The organism is Millisia brevis NBRC 105863, from assembly GCF_001552615.1.
Lineage (GTDB): Bacteria > Actinomycetota > Actinomycetes > Mycobacteriales > Mycobacteriaceae > Millisia > Millisia brevis.
This window is the reverse complement of sequence record NZ_BCRN01000010.1, coordinates 46,974-64,056: the sequence shown is the minus strand read 5'-3', so window position 1 is coordinate 64,056 and position 17,083 is coordinate 46,974. Positions and strand designations below refer to the sequence as shown.

Here is a 17,083-nt window from a genome sequence, read left to right as displayed (position 1 = left end):
GTGTGGTGGTTGTACTGCCGACGGCAGGCGCAACCCGCCTGGCGACGACAGATGTCGCGGTGACGGTGAACAATGAGCTGATCGCCGGACAGTTGGAGAGGAAGCGCCCGTATGGCCGATGGCCCACTGATCGTCCAATCGGACAAGACGCTGCTGCTCGAGGTCGACCACGCGCTGGCCGGTGAGGCGCGCGCCGCGATCGCCCCGTTCGCCGAGCTCGAACGCGCCCCCGAACACGTCCACACCTACCGGGTGACCCCGTTGGCGTTGTGGAACGCCCGCGCCGCCGGGCACGACGCCGAGCAGGTCGTCGACGCGCTGGTGCGCTACTCCCGCTTCGCGGTACCGCAGCCGCTGTTGGTCGACGTCGTCGACACGATGGCCCGCTACGGCCGGCTGCAGCTGGTGAAGAACCCGGCGCACGGGCTGACGCTGGTCAGCTTCGATCGCGCGGTCCTCGAAGAGGTGCTGCGCAACAAGAAGATCTCCCCCATGCTCGGCGCCCGCGTCGACGAGGACACCGTCGTGGTGCACCCGTCCGAACGCGGCCGACTCAAGCAGATGCTGCTGAAGGTCGGCTGGCCGGCCGAGGATCTCGCCGGCTACGTCGACGGCGAAGCCCACGCGATCGACCTCGACTTCCACGACGACACCTGGGAGTTGCGCGACTACCAGCAGATGGCGGCCGACTCGTTCTGGGCCGGCGGCTCCGGCGTCGTCGTGCTGCCCTGTGGCGCCGGCAAGACGATGGTCGGCGCGGCGGCGATGGCCAAGGCCGGCGCGACCACGCTGATCCTGGTGACCAATACCGTCGCCGGGCGGCAGTGGCGACGCGAGCTGATCGCCCGCACCTCGCTGACCGACGAGGAGATCGGCGAATACTCCGGCGAGCGCAAGGAGATCCGCCCGGTCACGATCGCGACCTATCAGGTGATCACCCGCAAGACCAAGGGTGAGTACAAGAACCTGGAGATCTTCGACTCCCGCGACTGGGGTCTGATCATCTACGACGAGGTGCACCTGCTGCCCGCGCCGGTCTTCCGGCTGACCGCGGACCTGCAGTCGCGCCGCCGCCTCGGCCTGACCGCCACTCTGGTGCGCGAGGACGGCCGCGAGGGCGACGTCTTCTCGCTGATCGGCCCGAAGCGCTACGACGCGCCGTGGAAGGACATCGAGGCGCAGGGCTGGATCGCGCCGGCGGAGTGCATCGAGGTCCGGGTGACGCTGACCGAGGCCGAGCGGATGGCCTATGCGGTGGCCGAGCCGGAGGAGCGCTACAAGCTCTGCTCGACCGCCCATACCAAGGTCGCGGTGGTGCGCTCGATCCTCGACGAGCACCCGGACGCCTCGACCCTGGTGATCGGCGCCTATATCGACCAGCTCGACGAGCTCGGCGAGGTGCTCGGCGCCCCGGTGATCAAGGGCTCGACCCGCACCAAGGAACGCGAGCAGCTGTTCGACGACTTCCGCCAGGGTCGGATCCGGACGCTGGTGGTCAGCAAGGTCGCGAACTTCTCGATCGACCTGCCCGAGGCGTCGGTCGCCGTGCAGGTCTCCGGCACCTTCGGCTCCCGCCAGGAGGAGGCGCAGCGTCTCGGCCGGCTGCTGCGGCCCAAGCACGACGGCAGCCAGGCGTACTTCTATTCGGTGGTCGCGCGCGACACCGTCGACGCCGACTACGCCGCGCACCGGCAGCGCTTCCTGGCCGAACAGGGCTACGCCTACCGGATCACCGACGCCGACGACCTGTTGGGCCCGACCATCGGCTGATCCGCCTGTGGAAATCGGAACGAATACGGGGAGCGAACACCATATATGTGTTCGCTCCCCGTATTGGTGGCATCTTCCACACCCACCCGGTATCAGGGCACCGCGATCACCGGCACCGGCGAGTATCGGACGATCTTGGTGGCCGACGAGCCCAGGAAGATCCGCTCGAGCACGCTGGTCGACGACGAGCCGACCACCAGAATCTCGTCGCGGTTCCACTCGACGCTGTCGACGGTCGACATCCAGCTGCGCCCGACCGCGACGACCGATTCGATCTCGACCGGCGCCCGACCGTCCGCCCGCAGCTGCGTTTCCGCCGCCGCCTGCGCGACCTTCGACTGCTCGACCCACTTCTCGAGGACCGCGTCCTCGGTCCTCAGGCCGATCTCCGGCGGATACATCGTGCGGCCGCGCACCGCGAAGGTGATCACCCGCAGCGGGACCCCGGTCTTGAGCGCCAGCTCCGCCGCCGCGGTCAGGGTTCGCTTCGAGGCCTCGTCACCGCGGAAGGCGCAGCTGATCCGGGACAGCGGCGTCGGACGGGTGATGTAGCCGCGGGTGGCGATCGCGACCGGGATGGTCGAGGAGTGCAGCAGCCGGTCGCTGGTCGAGTTGAGGTGGATGGCGCCGTAGGCACCGTCGTCGCCCGAGCCGACCACGATCGTCGAGGCGCCGATCTTCTCGGCCTCCTCGAGCAGCGTGGTCGGGATCGATCGGCCCTGTACCCAGATCGCCCGGGCGGTCACCGCCGGGCAGTACTCGGTCAGCACGGCCTCGGCCTCGGTGACGGCGGCCTGTCCACGGCCGGCCGCCCACTCGACAAATTCCCGGTCGGTATTGCCGGCGACCGGCGTCGGCCAGGGCGCCGGGACCACCGAGACGATCAGCAGATCCTCCTGCGGCGTCACCGAACGGGCGAGGGTGGCCGCAAACTCGATGCCCGAGCGGTCGTCCTTGCCGGGGGCGAATCCCACCAGCAGGGTCATGACTCCGACACCTCTCGCATCGCCTCCGGATCATTGAGGCGCGCATTCTTGCGTCCCCAGGCGAAGTAGAACGCCAGGACGACCAGCAGCCAGATCCCGAAGACCACCCAGGTGATCGGCGAGATGCCGTACAGCACGTAGAGGCAGATGACGATGGTCAACACCGGGGTCACCGGGTAGCCGGGGACCTTGAAGGGGCGGGGCAGATCGGGGTTGGTCTGGCGCAGCACGATCACGCCGAGGGCGACCACCGAGAAGGCGATCAGAGTGCCGATCGAGACGGTGTCCCAGAGGTATCCGGCGGGCACCAGGCCGGCGATGATCGCCACGACGACGCAGACGACGATCGTGTTGAAGACCGGGGTCATCGTGCGCGGATTCACCTCGGCGAACTTCTCCGAGATGATTCGGTCGCGGCCCATGGCGAACAGGATGCGGGTCTGCCCGTAGAGCGTGACCAGGGTGACCGAGAAGACCGAGATCACCGCGCCGGCGGCGAGGATCGTGCCGGGAATCGCGGAGCCGGTGATGTTTTCGAGGATGACCGACAGCCCGGCGCTCTGCTGATCCGGGTTCGAGAACTCCTCGATGTCCTGGGCGCCGACGCCGGCGAAGGCCACCAACAAGTAGACGGTCACGACGATCGCCAGGGCGCCGATGATGGCGGTGGGCAGCGCCTTCTGCGGATTCTTGACCTCTTCACCGGCGGTGGCGACGGCGTCGAGTCCGATGAAGGAGAAGAAGATGACCGCCGCCGCGGCGCTGACGCCGTGGAAGCCGGAGCCGAAGAAGTTGTCGAAGCGGTCGGCCTGGAAGGCGGTGATCGCGATGACCACGAACAGCACCAGCACGCTGAGCTTGATCAGCACCATGATCGTGTTGGCGCGCGCGGATTCGCTGGCGCCGCGGATCAGCAGCAGGCAGCACAGGAAGACCAGCACGACCGCGGGCAGGTTGATGATGCCCGACGGCGCGTCCTCGAATGGGATCGGCGCGTACGACAGGGCCTGCGGCAGCGAGTGGCCGATCGTCTTGTCGAGCAGTTCGTTGAAGTAGCCGCTCCAGCCGACCGCGACCGCCGACGCGGCAACACCGTATTCGAGCAGCACGCAGGCGGCGATGATCACCGCGACCAGCTCGCCGAGACCGTGATACGTATACGAATAGGTCGAGCCGCTCACCGGGATCGCACTGGCCATCTCGGCGTAACAGATCGCCGACAGGCCGGCCGCCAGGCCCGCGATGAGGAAGGCGACGATGACCGCCGGTCCGGCGTCCGGAACGGCTTCCTGAAGCACGAAGAAGATACCGGTACCGACCGTGGCCCCGACGCCGAACATCATCAACGAGAACGTTCCGAGGTTTCGCGACAGTTCTTCGCCCGCGATCGACTTCGTGGCAATCGGTTTGCGGCGTTTCAACTGCTCGCTCAGGGATACGGCCATGGCGGCCTCCTTCCGTAAATTTATGGGGGAAACGTAAACCCCCCGGCGTCGATGTGCAGCGCCAATGATCGAACCACCGATGGATCTCCGGCGAACTCCGACCGAATTGTCCGAATATCTTCGGTGCGCCCGAACGGACGCTGCGCCAAAGGAATAGACCGAACGGAATGACGTTCGGGAGATTTCCGTGCGGCCGACCGCCCGGCAGGGTCGTGTGCTGCGTCGTCGACCGTCATCGACGTGCTAGGAATGAGTCGTGCGTACGTTCGAGTTCGACGTCGACCAGCGACACGCGAGCAAGTCCAACGAGACTCTGGCCGACGTGCGTCGACTCAGGCTTTCGGCCTTGATCCTCGGGCTGGTCTTCGCCGCGATCGCCCTCTGGGTCAGCCGCGACGGGCAGACCTGGGAATTGGTGATCGCCGCCGCGCTGGGGGTCGCCGCGTTGGGCTGTGTCTTCATCTCGTTCTGGGCGCCCCGACGGGTGGGGTCGATGGCGGACCTGTACGCCAAGGGCCCCCTGGTCCCCGCGGTGATCGCCGAGGTCGGTCCCCGCGGCGCAACGCTGTTGGGCTTGATCGACGTCGCCAAGCCCGGCAACGAATCCCGCCCCGCCCTGGTCGCTCGCCAGGTGCGCACCCTGCCCGGCCACAAGATGGCCGTCGGTGAACGGGTGCCCTCGATCGGGATCCTCTCCGATCGCACCCGCCACTCCTCCGATACCTGGCAGCTGGCCTCGGTTATGCCGATCGCCTGGGGGACGGCCGATATGGCCGTCGTGCGCAAGGCGGAATCGCAGATCGACGACGCGGAGTGGCAGGTGCTGACGGCGAATATCAATCGCGCCGAGCTCGCCCGCCGCACCACCGAGGGCCGCATCGAGCTGAACGACTCGGAACTGCCGGACGACCTGCGTCCGGACGACGGCACCGACAACTGACCCGCAGACGGCATCGGCCGACCGGAATCGCTCCGGTCGGCCGATGTCGTTTCGGTCGGACCGACTCCGATCGAACGCGCCCTCAGGCGAGTTGCGGAACAACCTCGCGTTCGAACAGTTCGATAGAGGCCGGGTCGTAGGCGGCGTCCGGGAAGTAGCAGATCGCGTAGCCCATCCCCGCGTCGCGCAGCGCCGACAGGTTGGCGACGATCTGCTCCGGCGTTCCGACCGCCGGCATCCCGCGGTAGGCCCCCATCGAGGCGCGCCCGGCGTCGCCGGCGAAGTGCACCAGCTTGTCCTCGATCTGCTGCAGCTTCGTCTCGACCTGCGCCTCGGTCTCCGCGATGACGACGTTGTAATTGGCCGACCGCACGATCGCGTCGTAGTCGGTGCCGACGTCCGCGCAGTGGTCGCGCAGGATCTGCGACTTGCCGCGGAACCCGTCGAGCGTCCCGTCGAAGTTGGTGTACTGCGCGTACCGGGCCGCGATCCGCAAGGTCACCTTCTCCCCGCCGCCGGCGATCCACAGCGGGATACCGTTGGCCTGCAGCGGCTTCGGATAGACCCGCGCCTCGTTGACCTGGTAGTACTCGCCGTCGAGCGTCGCCGCCCCCTCGGCCCAGGCCTGCCGCATGATCTGCACGCCCTCGCGCAGTCGGCCGAGGCGTTCGCGGGCGGGCGGGAAGCCGTAGCCGTAGGCCCGCCATTCCTGCTCGTACCAGCCGGCGCCGATGCCCATCTCCACCCGACCGCCGGAGATCACGTCGACGGTGGCGGCCACCTTCGCCAGATAGGCCGGGTTGCGGTAGCTGATCGCGGTGCACATCTGGCCCAACCGCACCCGGCTGGTCACCGGGGCCAAGGCCGCCATCAGCGTCCACGCCTCGTGGGTCGCCTCGGTGGTCGGTACCGGAACGGTGTGGAAGTGGTCGTATACCCAGACCGACTCCCAGGGACCCACGTCGGCGCGGGCGGCGACCGAGGTCATCGTCTCCCACTGCCGCTCCGGCGGAATATCCGCCAGATCCAAACGCCAACCCTGGGGAATGAACAGGCCGAATCGCATGCCGCGAATCCTACGGGTTACCCTGCGAAGCATGGGCGAGCGTGAAATTCCTACCGTCGCTCGGCTGCGCCCCTTCGGCAGCACGATCTTCCACGAGATGACCTCCCTGGCGGTGCGCACCGGCGCGGTCAACCTCGGGCAGGGATTTCCGGATTCCGATGGACCGGCGAGCATGCTCGAAGCCGCCCGTGCCGCGATCTCCGGCGGGCTCAACCAATACCCGCCGGGGCCCGGAATGCCGGTGCTGCGGGAGGCGATCGCGGACGAGCGGGCACGGTTCGGCGTCGACTACAACCCCGACGGGGAGGTGCTGGTCACCGTGGGCGCCACCGAGGCGATCGCCGCGACGATCCTCGGGCTGGTCGAACCCGGCCGCGAGGTGATCCTGCTCGAGCCCTACTACGACTCGTACGCCGCGGCGGTCGCGATGGCCGGCGCCGAGCGCCGCACGGTCGCGCTCACCTTCGACGGGACCCGCTACGGGCTCGACGCGGCCGCGGTCGAGGCGGCGGTCACCGAGAAGACCGCGATGATCGTGGTCAACTCCCCGCACAACCCGACCGGCACGGTCTTCACCCGGGCCGACATCGAGGCGATCGCCGACATCGCCCGTCGGCACGATCTGCTGGTGCTGACCGACGAGGTCTACGAACATCTGATCTTCGACGACGCGGTGCACGTGCCGATCGCCACGCTGCCCGGGATGGCCGAGCGCACGGTGACGGTGTCGAGCGCCGCGAAGACCTTCAACGCCACCGGGTGGAAGATCGGCTGGGCCTGCTCGACCCCGCCGCTGATCGACGCGGTGCGCACCGCCAAGCAGTTCCTGACCTTTGTCGGCGGTGGCCCCTTCCAACCGGCGGTCGCCCACGCGCTGACCGCCGAGCGCGCCTGGATCGGCGGGCTGCGCGAGAGTCTGCAACGCCGCCGCGATCTGCTGGCCAAGGGCCTCGACGAGATCGGGCTGCGCCCGTCGGTCAGCAATGGCACCTACTTCGTCTGTGCGGACATCTCCGGCCTGACCGATATGGACGCCAAGGACTTTTGCCGGATGCTGCCCGAGCGGTTCGGGGTGGCGGCGGTGCCGGTCTCCGCGTTGGCCGACGACCAACAGCGCTACCGCTCCCAGGTCCGGTTCGCGTTCTGCAAGGCCGAGGATGTGCTCGTCGAGGCGATCACCCGGCTCGATCCCCTCCGGGACGGTCTGTGACCCCGGAGCGTCCGTGACCGCCGAGGTTCGGGTGCCGATCGAGTTCCTGCTGACGCCGCTGCAGGTGGCACACGACTCGATCGGCCTGGACGTCGCGGCGACCTTGCGCACGCTCGATATCGATCCGCGGCGGCTCGAGGATCCCGGCTCCTACCTGTCCGCCGAGGAGATCTCGCGTTTCACCCGGCTGCTGTGGACGCAGACCGGCGACGAGTTGTTCGGCCTGACCGTGGTCGGGATGCCGCGCGGCGCCTTTCGGCTCTCCGCGCTCGCGACGATCCACCGACCCGATCTCGGCTCAGCCCTGGTGCGGATGAGCGAGGCGATGCGCGTCTTCCAGGGCGCACCGCGGTTGATGGTCGTCGGCGGTCCGACGACCACCCGGCTGACGATTCTGGCCGACCGGTCGATCCTGTCGCCGGTGATTCCGGATCGGTGGGCGTCGACGGCGATGCGGGTGTTGTTCGAATTCAATCTGCTGGTGCAGCACCGATTCGCGTCCTGGATGGTCGGTCGACGCCTCGAACCGGTGGCGGTCTACCTGCCGCACTCCGCTCCGACGGGCCGGCTGGCCCGCGTCTACGACGACATCTACGGCGCGCCGGTCACCTACCGGGCGGAGACGGCGGCGTTGGAGTTCGACAACTCGCTGATGACCTGGCCGATCACCCAGACCGAGGAATCGCTCGAGGAGTATCTGCGCGCCTCCCCCGGGCCGATCTTCAGCGAGCAGGACCTGGGGACCTCGGTCGAGGTGATGGTGCGCCGCGCGATCGAGCGCAGCCCGCGCCCGGCCACCCGAACCGCCGGCGAGATCGCGGCGCTGCTGTCGGTATCGGAACCACATCTGCGCCGGTTGTTGCGCCAGGAGGGCACCAGCGTCGGGGATCTGCGCGACGACGTGCTCAGCACGATCGCCCGCGCCGCCCTGGAGCGGGGCGACTCGGTCGAGGGCATCTCGGAGGCGCTGGGGTTCTCGGAGTCGAGCGCCTTTCGACGGGCGTTCAAACGCTGGACCGGCACAACCCCGGGTTCCTATCGCTGAATCGGATCGCCCGGACGCGGGGCGAGGGCGGCGATCAGGTCGGCGGGGTCCTCGAGGTTCAGCCGCACCGTGGTGACCGGACCGGCGCCGCGCATCGATGGCAGCGGCGCGTGGACGCGCGCGTCGACCGGCCGCGACAGATCGATCTCGACGGTGGTGCCGTCACCGGTCGGCAGGATCAGCGCGCCGTCGGCGACCATCGCCTCGGTCGGGCTGTAGCGCCGGCGCGGCAGGACCGCCGCGATATCGGCGATCGGAATCGTCGCGGCGACCCGCCCGCCGGAGCGCACCAGAAAAACCCCCTCGCCGAGCAGATGCGGGTAGACACGTTGCGCGGCAACCGATCCGAGTAGCGGAACCAGTGAGACCAGGGTCAGGATGGCCAGCACCCAACGCAGCCACTCCCACGGGATCAGCAGATGCAGCACCACCAGTTCGATCAGCGCGGCGACGGTGAAGGCGATCGGCATCGCCAGTGCCCCGGGCGGCGGCGGGAACCCGCGATACCCCGCGGGGATGTCGGGGCGCCGGCGCATCCACAGCCACAGGGCCCGGCCGGCGATCACGATGGCGCCCGCTCCCGCAGCTGCGCAGCCAAACGCTCGACGACGGCCCGCTGCGCCGGATCCGGAAAGACCTGCGCCGCGGTCGGTACGAAGGCGGGCGGGTCGCCGTCCGCCGCCCCGTCGCCGCCGGTCGCCGTGCCGATCGGATCGCCGATTCCCATGGCCGACAGGAGGATCGGATCATCGATGATCCACGTCGAGATGCGGGTCGCGAGGTCGGTGATCTGTTGATCGACCTCACCGGGCTCGCGGCCCTCCAACCGATCCCAGTCGCGCATGAGCATGCGGTACGCCCGGCGCATACCGGCGTCGCCCAGCACCCGCACCGACCAGTCGACGATCGGATCGGGCAGGGTGCCCGCCAGGGCGAAAACCTCGACGAGGTCGCGTTCCCGGCGCAGCGCCCGCAACTCCGCGCCGTCGCATTCCCGCTCCGCGATCGCGATCAGGTCGACCAGTTCGGGCGGCAGCGGCGACAACGGCCGGCCCCGGTCCGCGGCGTCGAGCATCCGCACCAACCGTTCGTGCCGACGGCGGGCGATGTCGACCTGCTCGGCGCTGCGAGCGACCAGATCGGCCAGGTCGTCACGCACGTCCGCCCGCGCCTCCGGATCGTCGCCGGTGCGGCCGCCGCCCGAATCGTCCTGCGCCCCGGCGAGGATCGCCGCGATCGCACCGAGCGGCACCCCGCTGTCGGCCAGCCATCGAATCCGCATCAACCGTGCGAGGTCCGCCATCGTGTAGTCGCGGTAGCCATTCGCCCGCCGCGGCGGCTCCGACAACAGTCCGAGCCGGTGGTAGTGCCGGACGGCGCGCGGCGTGGTGTTCGCCGCCGCCGCCAGGTGTCCGATCCGCATGCACCGAGTATCGACGTTGACGCCGCGTCAGGGTCAAGACCGCATCTCGCGCGGACCGCGGTCGATACCCGGTGCCGGATCGGCTGCGTCAGACGCTCTCGGTGCAGACGACGAAGTTGCGTTCGGTGTACTCGTAGCCGCTGGTCGCGCACTCCTGCGCCGAGGAGGTGTTCTCCAGGATCGCCGTCACCCGCTCGACGGAGGTCGCGGCGGGATCGGCGCAGTCGACCCGGGTGGCGGGCTGCATCATCGGCACCGACATGCATCCGCCGACCACCCAGTCCGTGTCCAGACAGAGCGCACCCATCTCCACACCGTTGAGGGTCTCGTAGTACACCTGGTCGGCGTCGCCGGGGCAATTCTGGTTCTGCTCGACCTTGGACGCGACCCGGTAGTTCGACTCCATGCTGCCGCACGGGGCCTCGACGACCTCGGCATTCATGATCGTTCCGGACAGGTTCACGCAGGCGCCCACGGGAACGTCGACGGACGTCGAGCCGCCCTCGTCCGCGCCGTCCTGGCCGGCGATGGTCGAGGTGGCCGCCGCGGCCGTCGTCTCGGCCGACTCCGCCGCGGAGGATGCCGCCGACGAGCCGTCGTCGCTCGAGGAACAGCCGGCGACGAACAGCGCGGTGGCGAGGACAACCCCACCGACCAGGGCACCCCGCACCGGCGCGGCGGAACGGGAGCTCATCAGGAGACGCATACGGGACCCTTCGTGGTTGGGGAGCGTCGGGAGGAAGCCGACGCGGTCGCGGCGCCATGTGCGCAGCAGTGGTTTCTATGTCAAGACCGGCAATCTGGTCAAGTCGTTCAAAACGGCCACACCATACCGAAACCGTGACTTCCTGCGATTCCCGCTCCGCATTCCGTTCCTTTTTCCGGGCGGGACACATCATTTCGCGGGTCACCTTCTCATGCGCCCTCTCCAGTCCGAGACTTATATGTGCGCAGCTGCGCACTTGTGCACTAGTCTGGTCGGCATGACGCGCACGACATCCGCCGACCGGTCCACCGCGAGCGTCCTGCGCGATCGGCGATACCGCCGACTCTTCGGCGCTCAGGTGATCGCCCTGGTGGGGACGGGCCTGCTGACCGTCGCCCTCGGCCTCTTGGCCTACGACATCGCCGGCGACGACGCCGGGGCGGTGCTCGGCACGGCGCTCGCGATCAAGATGGTTGCCTACGTGGCGATTTCGCCGATCATCGTCGCGGCTACGAGCCGGCTGTCGCCGAAGGTGGTCATGGTTTGCTCCGACGCGATTCGGGCGGCGACCGCCCTGGCGCTGCCCTTCGTCGACGCGACCTGGCAGATCTATCTGCTGATCCTGGTGCTGCAGGCGGCATCCGGGACCTTCACCCCGACGTTCCAGTCGGTCATCCCGACGATCCTCGAGGACGAGGACGAGGACGATTACACCCGCGGACTGTCGTTGTCCCGCTTGGCCTACGACCTCGAAGCGGTGGTCAGCCCCATCCTCGCCGCCGCCCTGCTGACCGTGGTGACCTACTCGGCGCTGTTCGTCGGCACGATCGTCGGCTTCATCGCTTCGGGGCTGCTGGTGGTCGGCACCGCCCTGCCGGGATCGAGCGCGTCGCGCTCCCCCGAACCGCTCGGGCGGCGGATCACCGCCGGCGCCCGCATCATGGTGGCCCGGCCCACCCTGCGCGGCCTGCTGGCCCTCAACGCCGTCGTGGCCGCCGCCATCGGTCTGGTGGTGGTGAACACGGTCGTCTACGTGCACGATCTCGGCGGCGACGGCACGGCGGTCGCGCTGGCGCTCGCCTGCTTCGGCGCGGGTTCGATGGTGGTCGCCCTGTGGACCCCGCGGGCGGTGGCGCGCTTCGGCGACCGTCGGATCATGATGTCCGGCGCCGTGGTCGTCGTCGCCGGACTGTTGCTGTGGACGGTCGCGCTCGTCGCCGCCCCGGGCCCGATCGTCGGCTCGGCGGCGTTGGCGGTGCTCTGGATCGCCCTCGGCGCCGGCACGTCGCTGATCGCCACCCCCTCGGCGCGGCTGGTGCGCGCCGCCGCGACGCCGAGCACCCGATCGGCGCTGTTCACCGCCCAGTTCTCGTTGTCGCACGCCTGCTATCTGGTGACCTATCCCCTCGCCGGTTGGCTCGGCGTCGCCGCCGGGCAGGAAATAGCCGCGATCTCGCTGACCGTCCTCGCTACACTCGCAGCCATAGCTGCCGTGCGCCTGTGGCCGGCGGCGACCTCCGATACAGCCCCATCGGAGGCACACAGCGGGTGACCGCGGTCGGGAGGTGAACGCGTGGCGTCGACCCACGACCCCGACGCGACCCCGGCCAGCCTCTTCCACCCGGCCGCTCCCGATACCGCCCGCCTCGACGCGGCCACCAATACCTTCCGCATGCTCGCCGACCCGACGCGGCTGCACATCCTGTGGACGCTGACCAACGCCGAGGCCGACGTCACCGCGCTGACCGAGGCCTGCGGTGCCTCGCGCACCGCCGTGAGCCAGCACCTGGCGAAGCTGCGGTTCACCGGGTTGGTCGACACCCGCCGCGAGGGGCGCCGCGTGATCTACCGGATCCGTGACGGCCACGTCGCACGGTTGGTCCTCGAGGGGATGAACCACGCCGACCACGTCGTCACCGGCGAGCCCCCGCACGAATGATCGCCACCGATGCGGTTGGACCATCGGGGCCGACTTGCACACTTTCTTGCATCGTCCCGATGACGTGACAAAATCTCGCGAAGTTCTTTACATGTCATTGCACTGTCGACGACGTTGTTCGGGCAGCCACGGTGCCGTATCCCCACCTGCGCCCGCGCTGGACCGATGCGGTGTATCGCGCCCGACCGCCACCAAATGGCTCACGGCTCTCGCCGAGGCGGACCTGCTCGATGACGTGCGTGCGGGGCGGGAACACCTCTTCATCAACCGCGGGCTCCTCGATGTGCTCACCCGCCGTGAACTCGCCGAGCCGTACGCGACCCCGAATATCCGGCAGCCGTGAGCACCGCCGGTGGATTCGACTGGGAACGTCGTGGTCACGAGGTGGTCATCCACCATCACGGTAGGCGCGCGGCGGTGCTGCGCGGAGCGCGGGCGAGCGAGTTCCTCGACGAGGTCGAGACCGGCGATCCGCAGCTGTTGATGGCGCGGCTGACCGGAAACTACAAGCGCGGCAACGAACATACCGCCCGCAGGCATCCGCGCAATTCGGGGCGCTGACCACCGGACGCAGCCGGCACGGGCGGTCCGCGCCGACGTGATCCGCCGGGCGCCGCGAAGTCACCCACCGCGGAGAATGGCGTCCTACACTTGTCGAATGCGAGTGCGCGCAATAGATCTCGTCGATGTGCTCGCCTATCTGGTGGTACTCGGCATTTTCATACAGCTACTCCCCGGAGTCCTGTCGGAAACATTCTTGTTGGCGCTTTTCACCGCCATTTTGTTGAAGATCGTCTTGGAAGCCGTTCTGCGCATCAAGAAGAAAATTGTCGGCGGGCTCCGTTCGGCGGACACCCGTATCGGCCGCATCGTCGGAGCGGTAGCCCTGTTGATGGTGATGGCGGGCAGCAAGTTTGTCGTCCTCGAGCTGACCGCCCTCGCCTTCGGCGACTCCGTACAGCTGGGCGGGTTTTTCGCGGTCACCGCCCTGATCCTGACCCTGATGCTCGCCCGCCACGGGACGCGCCTCCTGGTCGGCTACCGGCCCGATGCGTACCCCGGGAACGACCGAATGGACACCCCCATAAATGGGGATACCCAGCAGAGCTCGGTGTGACGTTTCGGACCAAAGAATGACCAGGTTGGCGCACAATTCGGGGCCCCTCGTCCGTTAGAGTCAACAGTGGAAGCTTTGCGGGGGGATTTGCGAACGACCACGCCCGAGGAAGGCAGGAAATGACCACCTCCACAGTCCCCGAGGTCACCGATACACCTCCGGTGAAGGGGGCTCGACTCGCACTGCTCGTCGCCGGCCTCGCCGCGGTGGGATTCGGTATCGCCGTACTGGTCTGGCCGACCAAGGCCGCCGTCACGCTGACCGGCGTCATCGCCGTCTACGCGATCATCGCCGGTATCGCCTACGCCGCCATCGGAATATTCTCCAAGAATCTGGGCGCCGGCGGCCGCATCGGCCACGTCCTGTTGGGCGTGCTGTACGTCGCCGCGGGTATCTCCGCGCTCACCTCGTTGCAGCAGTCGGCGGCATTCCTTGCCGTCTTCCTGACGGTGATGGTCGGCGTGCTGTGGCTGATCGAGGGATTCGTCTCGCTGTTCACCCTCGGCCAGGCCGACTCGAAGGTTCTCACCATCGTCTTCGCGATCATCTCGATCCTCGCGGGATTCACCCTCCTGAGCGGCCCGGTGTGGGGCGCGGTCTTCCTGTGGTGGTTCCTCGGAATCGCGTTGATCGTCCTCGGCGCGCTCAACGTGGTGCGCGCCCTGACCGGTAGGAAGTGATCGTGGCGACGGAAGAGTTCGCCGGCCCGATCGACTACCTCGTCTTCGCGTTCGATCGAGGCGCCGATCTCGGGACCGGCCTGCTCGCAGTGCTCGAGCGGGCGAAGGAGGGGATCGTCGAGATCCTCGACATCGAACTGGTCGGACGTGACACCGACGGCGCGGCAGTCACGCTCCCCCTCGCCGACACGCAGACCGCGACGGGCCTGGATCCGGCGGTATTCAGCGGCCTCCAGTCGGGACTTCTCGACGCCGAGGATCTCGCCGGCATCGCCGATGCTCTCGAGGCCGACCAGGTTGCGGTGGCGATCGTCTACGAGGATCGGTCGCTCGCGGTTGCCGCAGCGGCCTGGGCCACCGTCGGCGGCGCCGAGTTGTTCTCCGGTGGCGTCGACGTCACCGAGCTGCACGATGTATTGGAAGAGAGGACCGGATCATGAGCCTGTTCAAGACTGCCGCCCGCGCCGCGGTTGCCACCCGAGTGGTGGGGGCCACCCAACGTCGCCAGCAACAGCGGTGGGCCGCACAGGATGCCGCCGCCGTCGCCGCGGCCACGCCGCCGGCCCCGGTCGCCGCTCCCGCGCCTGCTCCCGAGCCGGTGGCGCCCGCCGCTCCGGCGGCTGCTCCGGCCGCTTCGATGCTCGAGCAGCTGACCCAGTTGGGACAGCTGCGCGAGGCCGGCGTCCTCACCGACGCCGAGTTCGAGGTCCAGAAGGCGCGCATCCTCGCCGCCGGCTGAACCCTCCCGCATCGGCTCTTCGGCCGCCGTCCTCGGGACGGCGGCCGTTGTGCGTCCACGGACGGGTATCGAACACGCTGGCGCGTCGAACATATGTTCGATAGAGTGTTCGGCATGGAACAAGCGCTGCTCGATCTCGACCTTCCGCCCCGCCGGGAACTGTCGGCGGGCGCGTGGGTCGACCACGTTCCGGGCCTGTTCGACCTCCCGCTGCTCGGCCGTCTGCTCACCGATGTGCCGTGGCAGGCGGACAAGCGCACGATGTACGACCGGGTGGTCGACGTACCGCGCCTGCAGTGTTGGTACGACCGCAACGCTCCGCTCCCGCTGCCGGAGCTGGCGTCGATCAAAGCCCGGCTCGACCAGCGGTACGAACCCGAACTCGGGGAGCGGTTCGCCACCGCCGGGCTGTGCCTCTACCGCGACGGGCGCGACAGCGTCGCCTGGCACGGCGATCGCATCGGGCGCGGCAATACCGCCGACACCATGGTGGCGATCGTGTCCTTCGGCGATACCCGCAGCCTCGCGCTGCGGCCGGTCGAGGGCGGGCGCTCGATCCGGATCGACATGGCCAACGGCGATCTACTGGTGATGGGCGGCAGCTGCCAGCGCACCTGGCAGCACTGCGTACCGAAGACGCTGCAGCCCACCGGGCCGCGTGTCAGCGTCCAGTTCCGGCCCCGCGGGGTGCGGTGACCGCCCGGCGGCCGGCGCCGCGAGGGAGGGACCTGTCGGGGGACCTCCCTCGCGGTGGAGCGGGTCAGTCGAGCCGGCGGGTGCGCACGGCGCCCGCGAGCACTTCGAGGGCGGCGGCGGTGTCCTCCCAGCCGAGGCAGGCGTCGGTGATCGACTGTCCGCGCACCAGTCCCGCGCGTCCGGCCGGGCCGACGTCCTGGCGCCCCTCCACCAGGAAGCTCTCCACCATGACGCCGGCGATCACCCGGTCGCCCGCGGCGACCCGTCCGGCGACGTCGCCGAGCACCAGAGACTGGCGGCGGTGCTGCTTGGCGCTGTTGCCGTGACTCGCGTCGACCACCAGGCGCGGGTTGAGCCCGGCGGTGTCCAGCCGGGCCGCGGCGTCGAGGACGGACCGCTCGTCGTAGTTGGGCCCGGAGGCGCCGCCGCGCAGGATGACGTGCGCCATCGGGTTGCCGACGGTCGAGATGATCGCGGCGCGCCCGTCGGCGTCCACCCCCGGGTAGCGGTGCGCGGTGCGGGCCGAGGCCACCCCGTCGACGGCGATCTGCACGTCACCGTCCATCGCGTTCTTGATGCCGACCGGCATCGGCAGGCCGCTGGCGAGCTGGCGATGGGTCTGGCTGGCGGCGGTCCGCGCGCCGATCGCGCCGTAGGCGACCAGGTCCGCGAGGTAGCCCGACACCATCGGGTCGAGAAATTCCGTGGCGCTCGGCAGGCCGAGGTCGGCGGCGTCGAGCAGCACCCGGCGGGCGGTGCGCAGGCCGCGCTCCATGTGGTGCGAACCGTCCAGATCGGGGTCGTCGATCAGGCCCTTCCAGCCGACGGTGGTGCGCGGCTTCTCGAAGTAGGCCCGCAGCACCGGTACGACCGCGTCGGACATCCGCTCGCCCAATTCGGCCAGGCGTCCGGCGTATTCGACGACCGCCTCCGGGTCGTGGACCGAGCAGGGTCCGACGATCGCCAGGATGCGGTCGTCGCGGCCGGCCAGGATGTCGGTGATCACCGCTCGTCCGGCATCGACCACCGATCGTGCGCTGTCGCTTGCCGGCAGCTCACCGACGATGACCGCGGCGGGCGACAGGGGTTCGACGGCTGCCGCCGGCGCGGTGATCGCGGGAGTTACGACTGTGGTCACGATGTGCCTCTCTGCGTACTTCGGAACTGTCGGGTGGTGGTGCGAGGACCGCGTTCCGGCGCGAGGCATGAAAAAACCCCGTCGCCGTTGCCGGCTCCGGGGTTGTTGTGGTCAGCGCATCCAGCCGCCGACCGTGCCCACCCGGGCCGGCCTGGCAAACCAGAAATACGCGTTGTGCATGTC

The 17,083-nt window shown here is 69.0% G+C and carries 19 protein-coding genes and 1 pseudogene; 13 read left to right on the top strand and 7 right to left on the bottom strand.

All coding sequences use genetic code 11. The annotated features are described in order from the left end of the window. Positions 1-111 precede the first annotated feature (111 nt). Positions 112-1,770, top strand: a complete 1,659-nt coding sequence (locus MB1_RS14900) for a DNA repair helicase XPB (RefSeq protein WP_066908749.1) — start codon at positions 112-114, stop codon at positions 1,768-1,770. 92 nt (positions 1,771-1,862) lie between these two features. On the opposite strand, the gene MB1_RS14895 is transcribed toward MB1_RS14900, so the two are convergent. Continuing rightward, positions 1,863-2,756, bottom strand: a complete 894-nt coding sequence (locus MB1_RS14895; RefSeq protein ID WP_066908746.1) for a universal stress protein — start codon at positions 2,754-2,756, stop codon at positions 1,863-1,865. Continuing rightward, positions 2,753-4,201 (bottom strand): APC family permease, encoded by a 1,449-nt coding sequence (locus tag MB1_RS14890; RefSeq protein WP_066908742.1) that lies wholly within the window; start codon positions 4,199-4,201, stop codon positions 2,753-2,755. The genes MB1_RS14895 and MB1_RS14890 overlap by 4 nt, the downstream gene beginning before the upstream one ends. A 256-nt stretch (positions 4,202-4,457) precedes the next feature. On the opposite strand from MB1_RS14890, the gene MB1_RS14885 reads away from it, so the two are divergent. After that, positions 4,458-5,141, top strand: a complete 684-nt coding sequence (locus MB1_RS14885) for a DUF3239 domain-containing protein (protein ID WP_066908739.1) — start codon at positions 4,458-4,460, stop codon at positions 5,139-5,141. Positions 5,142-5,223: 82 nt separating this feature from the next. Here the strand turns inward: MB1_RS14885 and MB1_RS14880 are convergent, their stop codons facing one another. Then, complete coding sequence (locus tag MB1_RS14880) at positions 5,224-6,207, bottom strand: LLM class F420-dependent oxidoreductase (protein ID WP_066908736.1); 984 nt, start codon at positions 6,205-6,207, stop codon at positions 5,224-5,226. Positions 6,208-6,238: 31 nt separating this feature from the next. On the opposite strand from MB1_RS14880, the gene MB1_RS14875 reads away from it, so the two are divergent. Then, positions 6,239-7,417, top strand: a complete 1,179-nt coding sequence (locus tag MB1_RS14875) for a pyridoxal phosphate-dependent aminotransferase (protein ID WP_066908733.1) — start codon at positions 6,239-6,241, stop codon at positions 7,415-7,417. Positions 7,418-7,430: 13 nt separating this feature from the next. After that, complete coding sequence (locus MB1_RS14870; RefSeq protein ID WP_066908730.1) at positions 7,431-8,462, top strand: AraC family transcriptional regulator; 1,032 nt, start codon at positions 7,431-7,433, stop codon at positions 8,460-8,462. On the opposite strand, the gene MB1_RS14865 is transcribed toward MB1_RS14870, so the two are convergent. The 3 genes from MB1_RS14865 to lppU all read right to left on the bottom strand — a co-directional run bounded on the left by MB1_RS14865 (position 8,453) and on the right by lppU (position 10,579). After that, positions 8,453-9,028: a VIT1/CCC1 transporter family protein gene (locus tag MB1_RS14865; RefSeq protein ID WP_066908727.1), complete on the bottom strand. Its 576-nt coding sequence runs from the start codon at positions 9,026-9,028 to the stop codon at positions 8,453-8,455. The two genes, MB1_RS14870 and MB1_RS14865, sit on opposite strands and share 10 nt — an antisense overlap. Then, complete coding sequence (locus MB1_RS14860; protein ID WP_066908725.1) at positions 9,025-9,885, bottom strand: MerR family transcriptional regulator; 861 nt, start codon at positions 9,883-9,885, stop codon at positions 9,025-9,027. Before MB1_RS14860 ends, MB1_RS14865 begins: the two co-directional genes overlap by 4 nt. 88 nt (positions 9,886-9,973) lie before the next feature. After that, positions 9,974-10,579, bottom strand: coding sequence for an LppU family putative lipoprotein (gene lppU / locus MB1_RS14855; RefSeq protein ID WP_245650207.1), 606 nt, complete (start codon positions 10,577-10,579; stop codon positions 9,974-9,976). 289 nt (positions 10,580-10,868) lie between these two features. Here lppU and MB1_RS14850 point away from each other — a divergent pair, with 289 nt between their 5' ends. The 9 genes and pseudogenes from MB1_RS14850 to MB1_RS14815 all read left to right on the top strand — a co-directional run bounded on the left by MB1_RS14850 (position 10,869) and on the right by MB1_RS14815 (position 15,762). Beyond that, positions 10,869-12,143 (top strand): MFS transporter, encoded by a 1,275-nt coding sequence (locus MB1_RS14850; RefSeq protein ID WP_066908722.1) that lies wholly within the window; start codon positions 10,869-10,871, stop codon positions 12,141-12,143. Positions 12,144-12,164: 21 nt separating this feature from the next. Further along, the gene (locus tag MB1_RS14845; protein ID WP_066908720.1) at positions 12,165-12,530 is read left to right on the top strand and encodes an ArsR/SmtB family transcription factor; all 366 of its coding nucleotides are present in this window, start codon (positions 12,165-12,167) and stop codon (positions 12,528-12,530) included. A 91-nt stretch (positions 12,531-12,621) separates the two neighbouring features. Next, a pseudogene (locus MB1_RS26965) lies at positions 12,622-12,750 on the top strand (hypothetical protein); the annotation flags it as partial. A gap of 119 nt (positions 12,751-12,869) precedes the next feature. Continuing rightward, complete coding sequence (locus MB1_RS14840) at positions 12,870-13,091, top strand: hypothetical protein (protein WP_066908717.1); 222 nt, start codon at positions 12,870-12,872, stop codon at positions 13,089-13,091. Positions 13,092-13,188: 97 nt separating this feature from the next. Continuing rightward, positions 13,189-13,647 (top strand): hypothetical protein, encoded by a 459-nt coding sequence (locus MB1_RS14835; RefSeq protein WP_218000250.1) that lies wholly within the window; start codon positions 13,189-13,191, stop codon positions 13,645-13,647. A 119-nt stretch (positions 13,648-13,766) separates the two neighbouring features. After that, complete coding sequence (locus MB1_RS14830) at positions 13,767-14,327, top strand: HdeD family acid-resistance protein (RefSeq protein ID WP_066908714.1); 561 nt, start codon at positions 13,767-13,769, stop codon at positions 14,325-14,327. A 2-nt stretch (positions 14,328-14,329) separates the two neighbouring features. Then, positions 14,330-14,767 (top strand): DUF1269 domain-containing protein, encoded by a 438-nt coding sequence (locus MB1_RS14825; protein ID WP_157084087.1) that lies wholly within the window; start codon positions 14,330-14,332, stop codon positions 14,765-14,767. Next, a complete protein-coding gene (locus MB1_RS14820; RefSeq protein ID WP_066908708.1) occupies positions 14,764-15,066 on the top strand; it encodes an SHOCT domain-containing protein in 303 nt (100 codons plus the stop codon). The genes MB1_RS14825 and MB1_RS14820 overlap by 4 nt, the downstream gene beginning before the upstream one ends. A 114-nt stretch (positions 15,067-15,180) precedes the next feature. Beyond that, positions 15,181-15,762 carry an alpha-ketoglutarate-dependent dioxygenase AlkB gene (locus MB1_RS14815; RefSeq protein WP_245650206.1) on the top strand — a complete coding sequence of 194 codons (582 nt, stop codon included), beginning with the start codon at positions 15,181-15,183 and terminating at the stop codon, positions 15,760-15,762. A 64-nt stretch (positions 15,763-15,826) separates the two neighbouring features. Here the strand turns inward: MB1_RS14815 and MB1_RS14810 are convergent, their stop codons facing one another. Beyond that, positions 15,827-16,900 (bottom strand): 3-deoxy-7-phosphoheptulonate synthase, encoded by a 1,074-nt coding sequence (locus MB1_RS14810; RefSeq protein WP_066908702.1) that lies wholly within the window; start codon positions 16,898-16,900, stop codon positions 15,827-15,829. Positions 16,901-17,083 lie beyond the last annotated feature (183 nt).

Bases quoted from the DNA above. Each gene is read 5' to 3' on its own strand.
- MB1_RS14830 (WP_066908714.1), top strand. From the start codon at position 13,767: ATGACCACCTCCACAGTCCCCGAGGTCACCGATACACCTCCGGTGAAG.
- MB1_RS14835 (WP_218000250.1), top strand. From the start codon at position 13,189: ATGCGAGTGCGCGCAATAGATCTCGTCGATGTGCTCGCCTATCTGGTG.
- MB1_RS14850 (WP_066908722.1), top strand. From the start codon at position 10,869: ATGACGCGCACGACATCCGCCGACCGGTCCACCGCGAGCGTCCTGCGC.
- MB1_RS14900 (WP_066908749.1), top strand. From the start codon at position 112: ATGGCCGATGGCCCACTGATCGTCCAATCGGACAAGACGCTGCTGCTC.
- MB1_RS14875 (WP_066908733.1), top strand. From the start codon at position 6,239: ATGGGCGAGCGTGAAATTCCTACCGTCGCTCGGCTGCGCCCCTTCGGC.
- MB1_RS14890 (WP_066908742.1), bottom strand. From the start codon at position 4,201: ATGGCCGTATCCCTGAGCGAGCAGTTGAAACGCCGCAAACCGATTGCC.
- MB1_RS14895 (WP_066908746.1), bottom strand. From the start codon at position 2,756: ATGACCCTGCTGGTGGGATTCGCCCCCGGCAAGGACGACCGCTCGGGC.
- MB1_RS14860 (WP_066908725.1), bottom strand. From the start codon at position 9,885: ATGCGGATCGGACACCTGGCGGCGGCGGCGAACACCACGCCGCGCGCC.
- MB1_RS14820 (WP_066908708.1), top strand. From the start codon at position 14,764: ATGAGCCTGTTCAAGACTGCCGCCCGCGCCGCGGTTGCCACCCGAGTG.
- MB1_RS14815 (WP_245650206.1), top strand. From the start codon at position 15,181: ATGGAACAAGCGCTGCTCGATCTCGACCTTCCGCCCCGCCGGGAACTG.
- MB1_RS14880 (WP_066908736.1), bottom strand. From the start codon at position 6,207: ATGCGATTCGGCCTGTTCATTCCCCAGGGTTGGCGTTTGGATCTGGCG.
- lppU (WP_245650207.1), bottom strand. From the start codon at position 10,579: ATGAGCTCCCGTTCCGCCGCGCCGGTGCGGGGTGCCCTGGTCGGTGGG.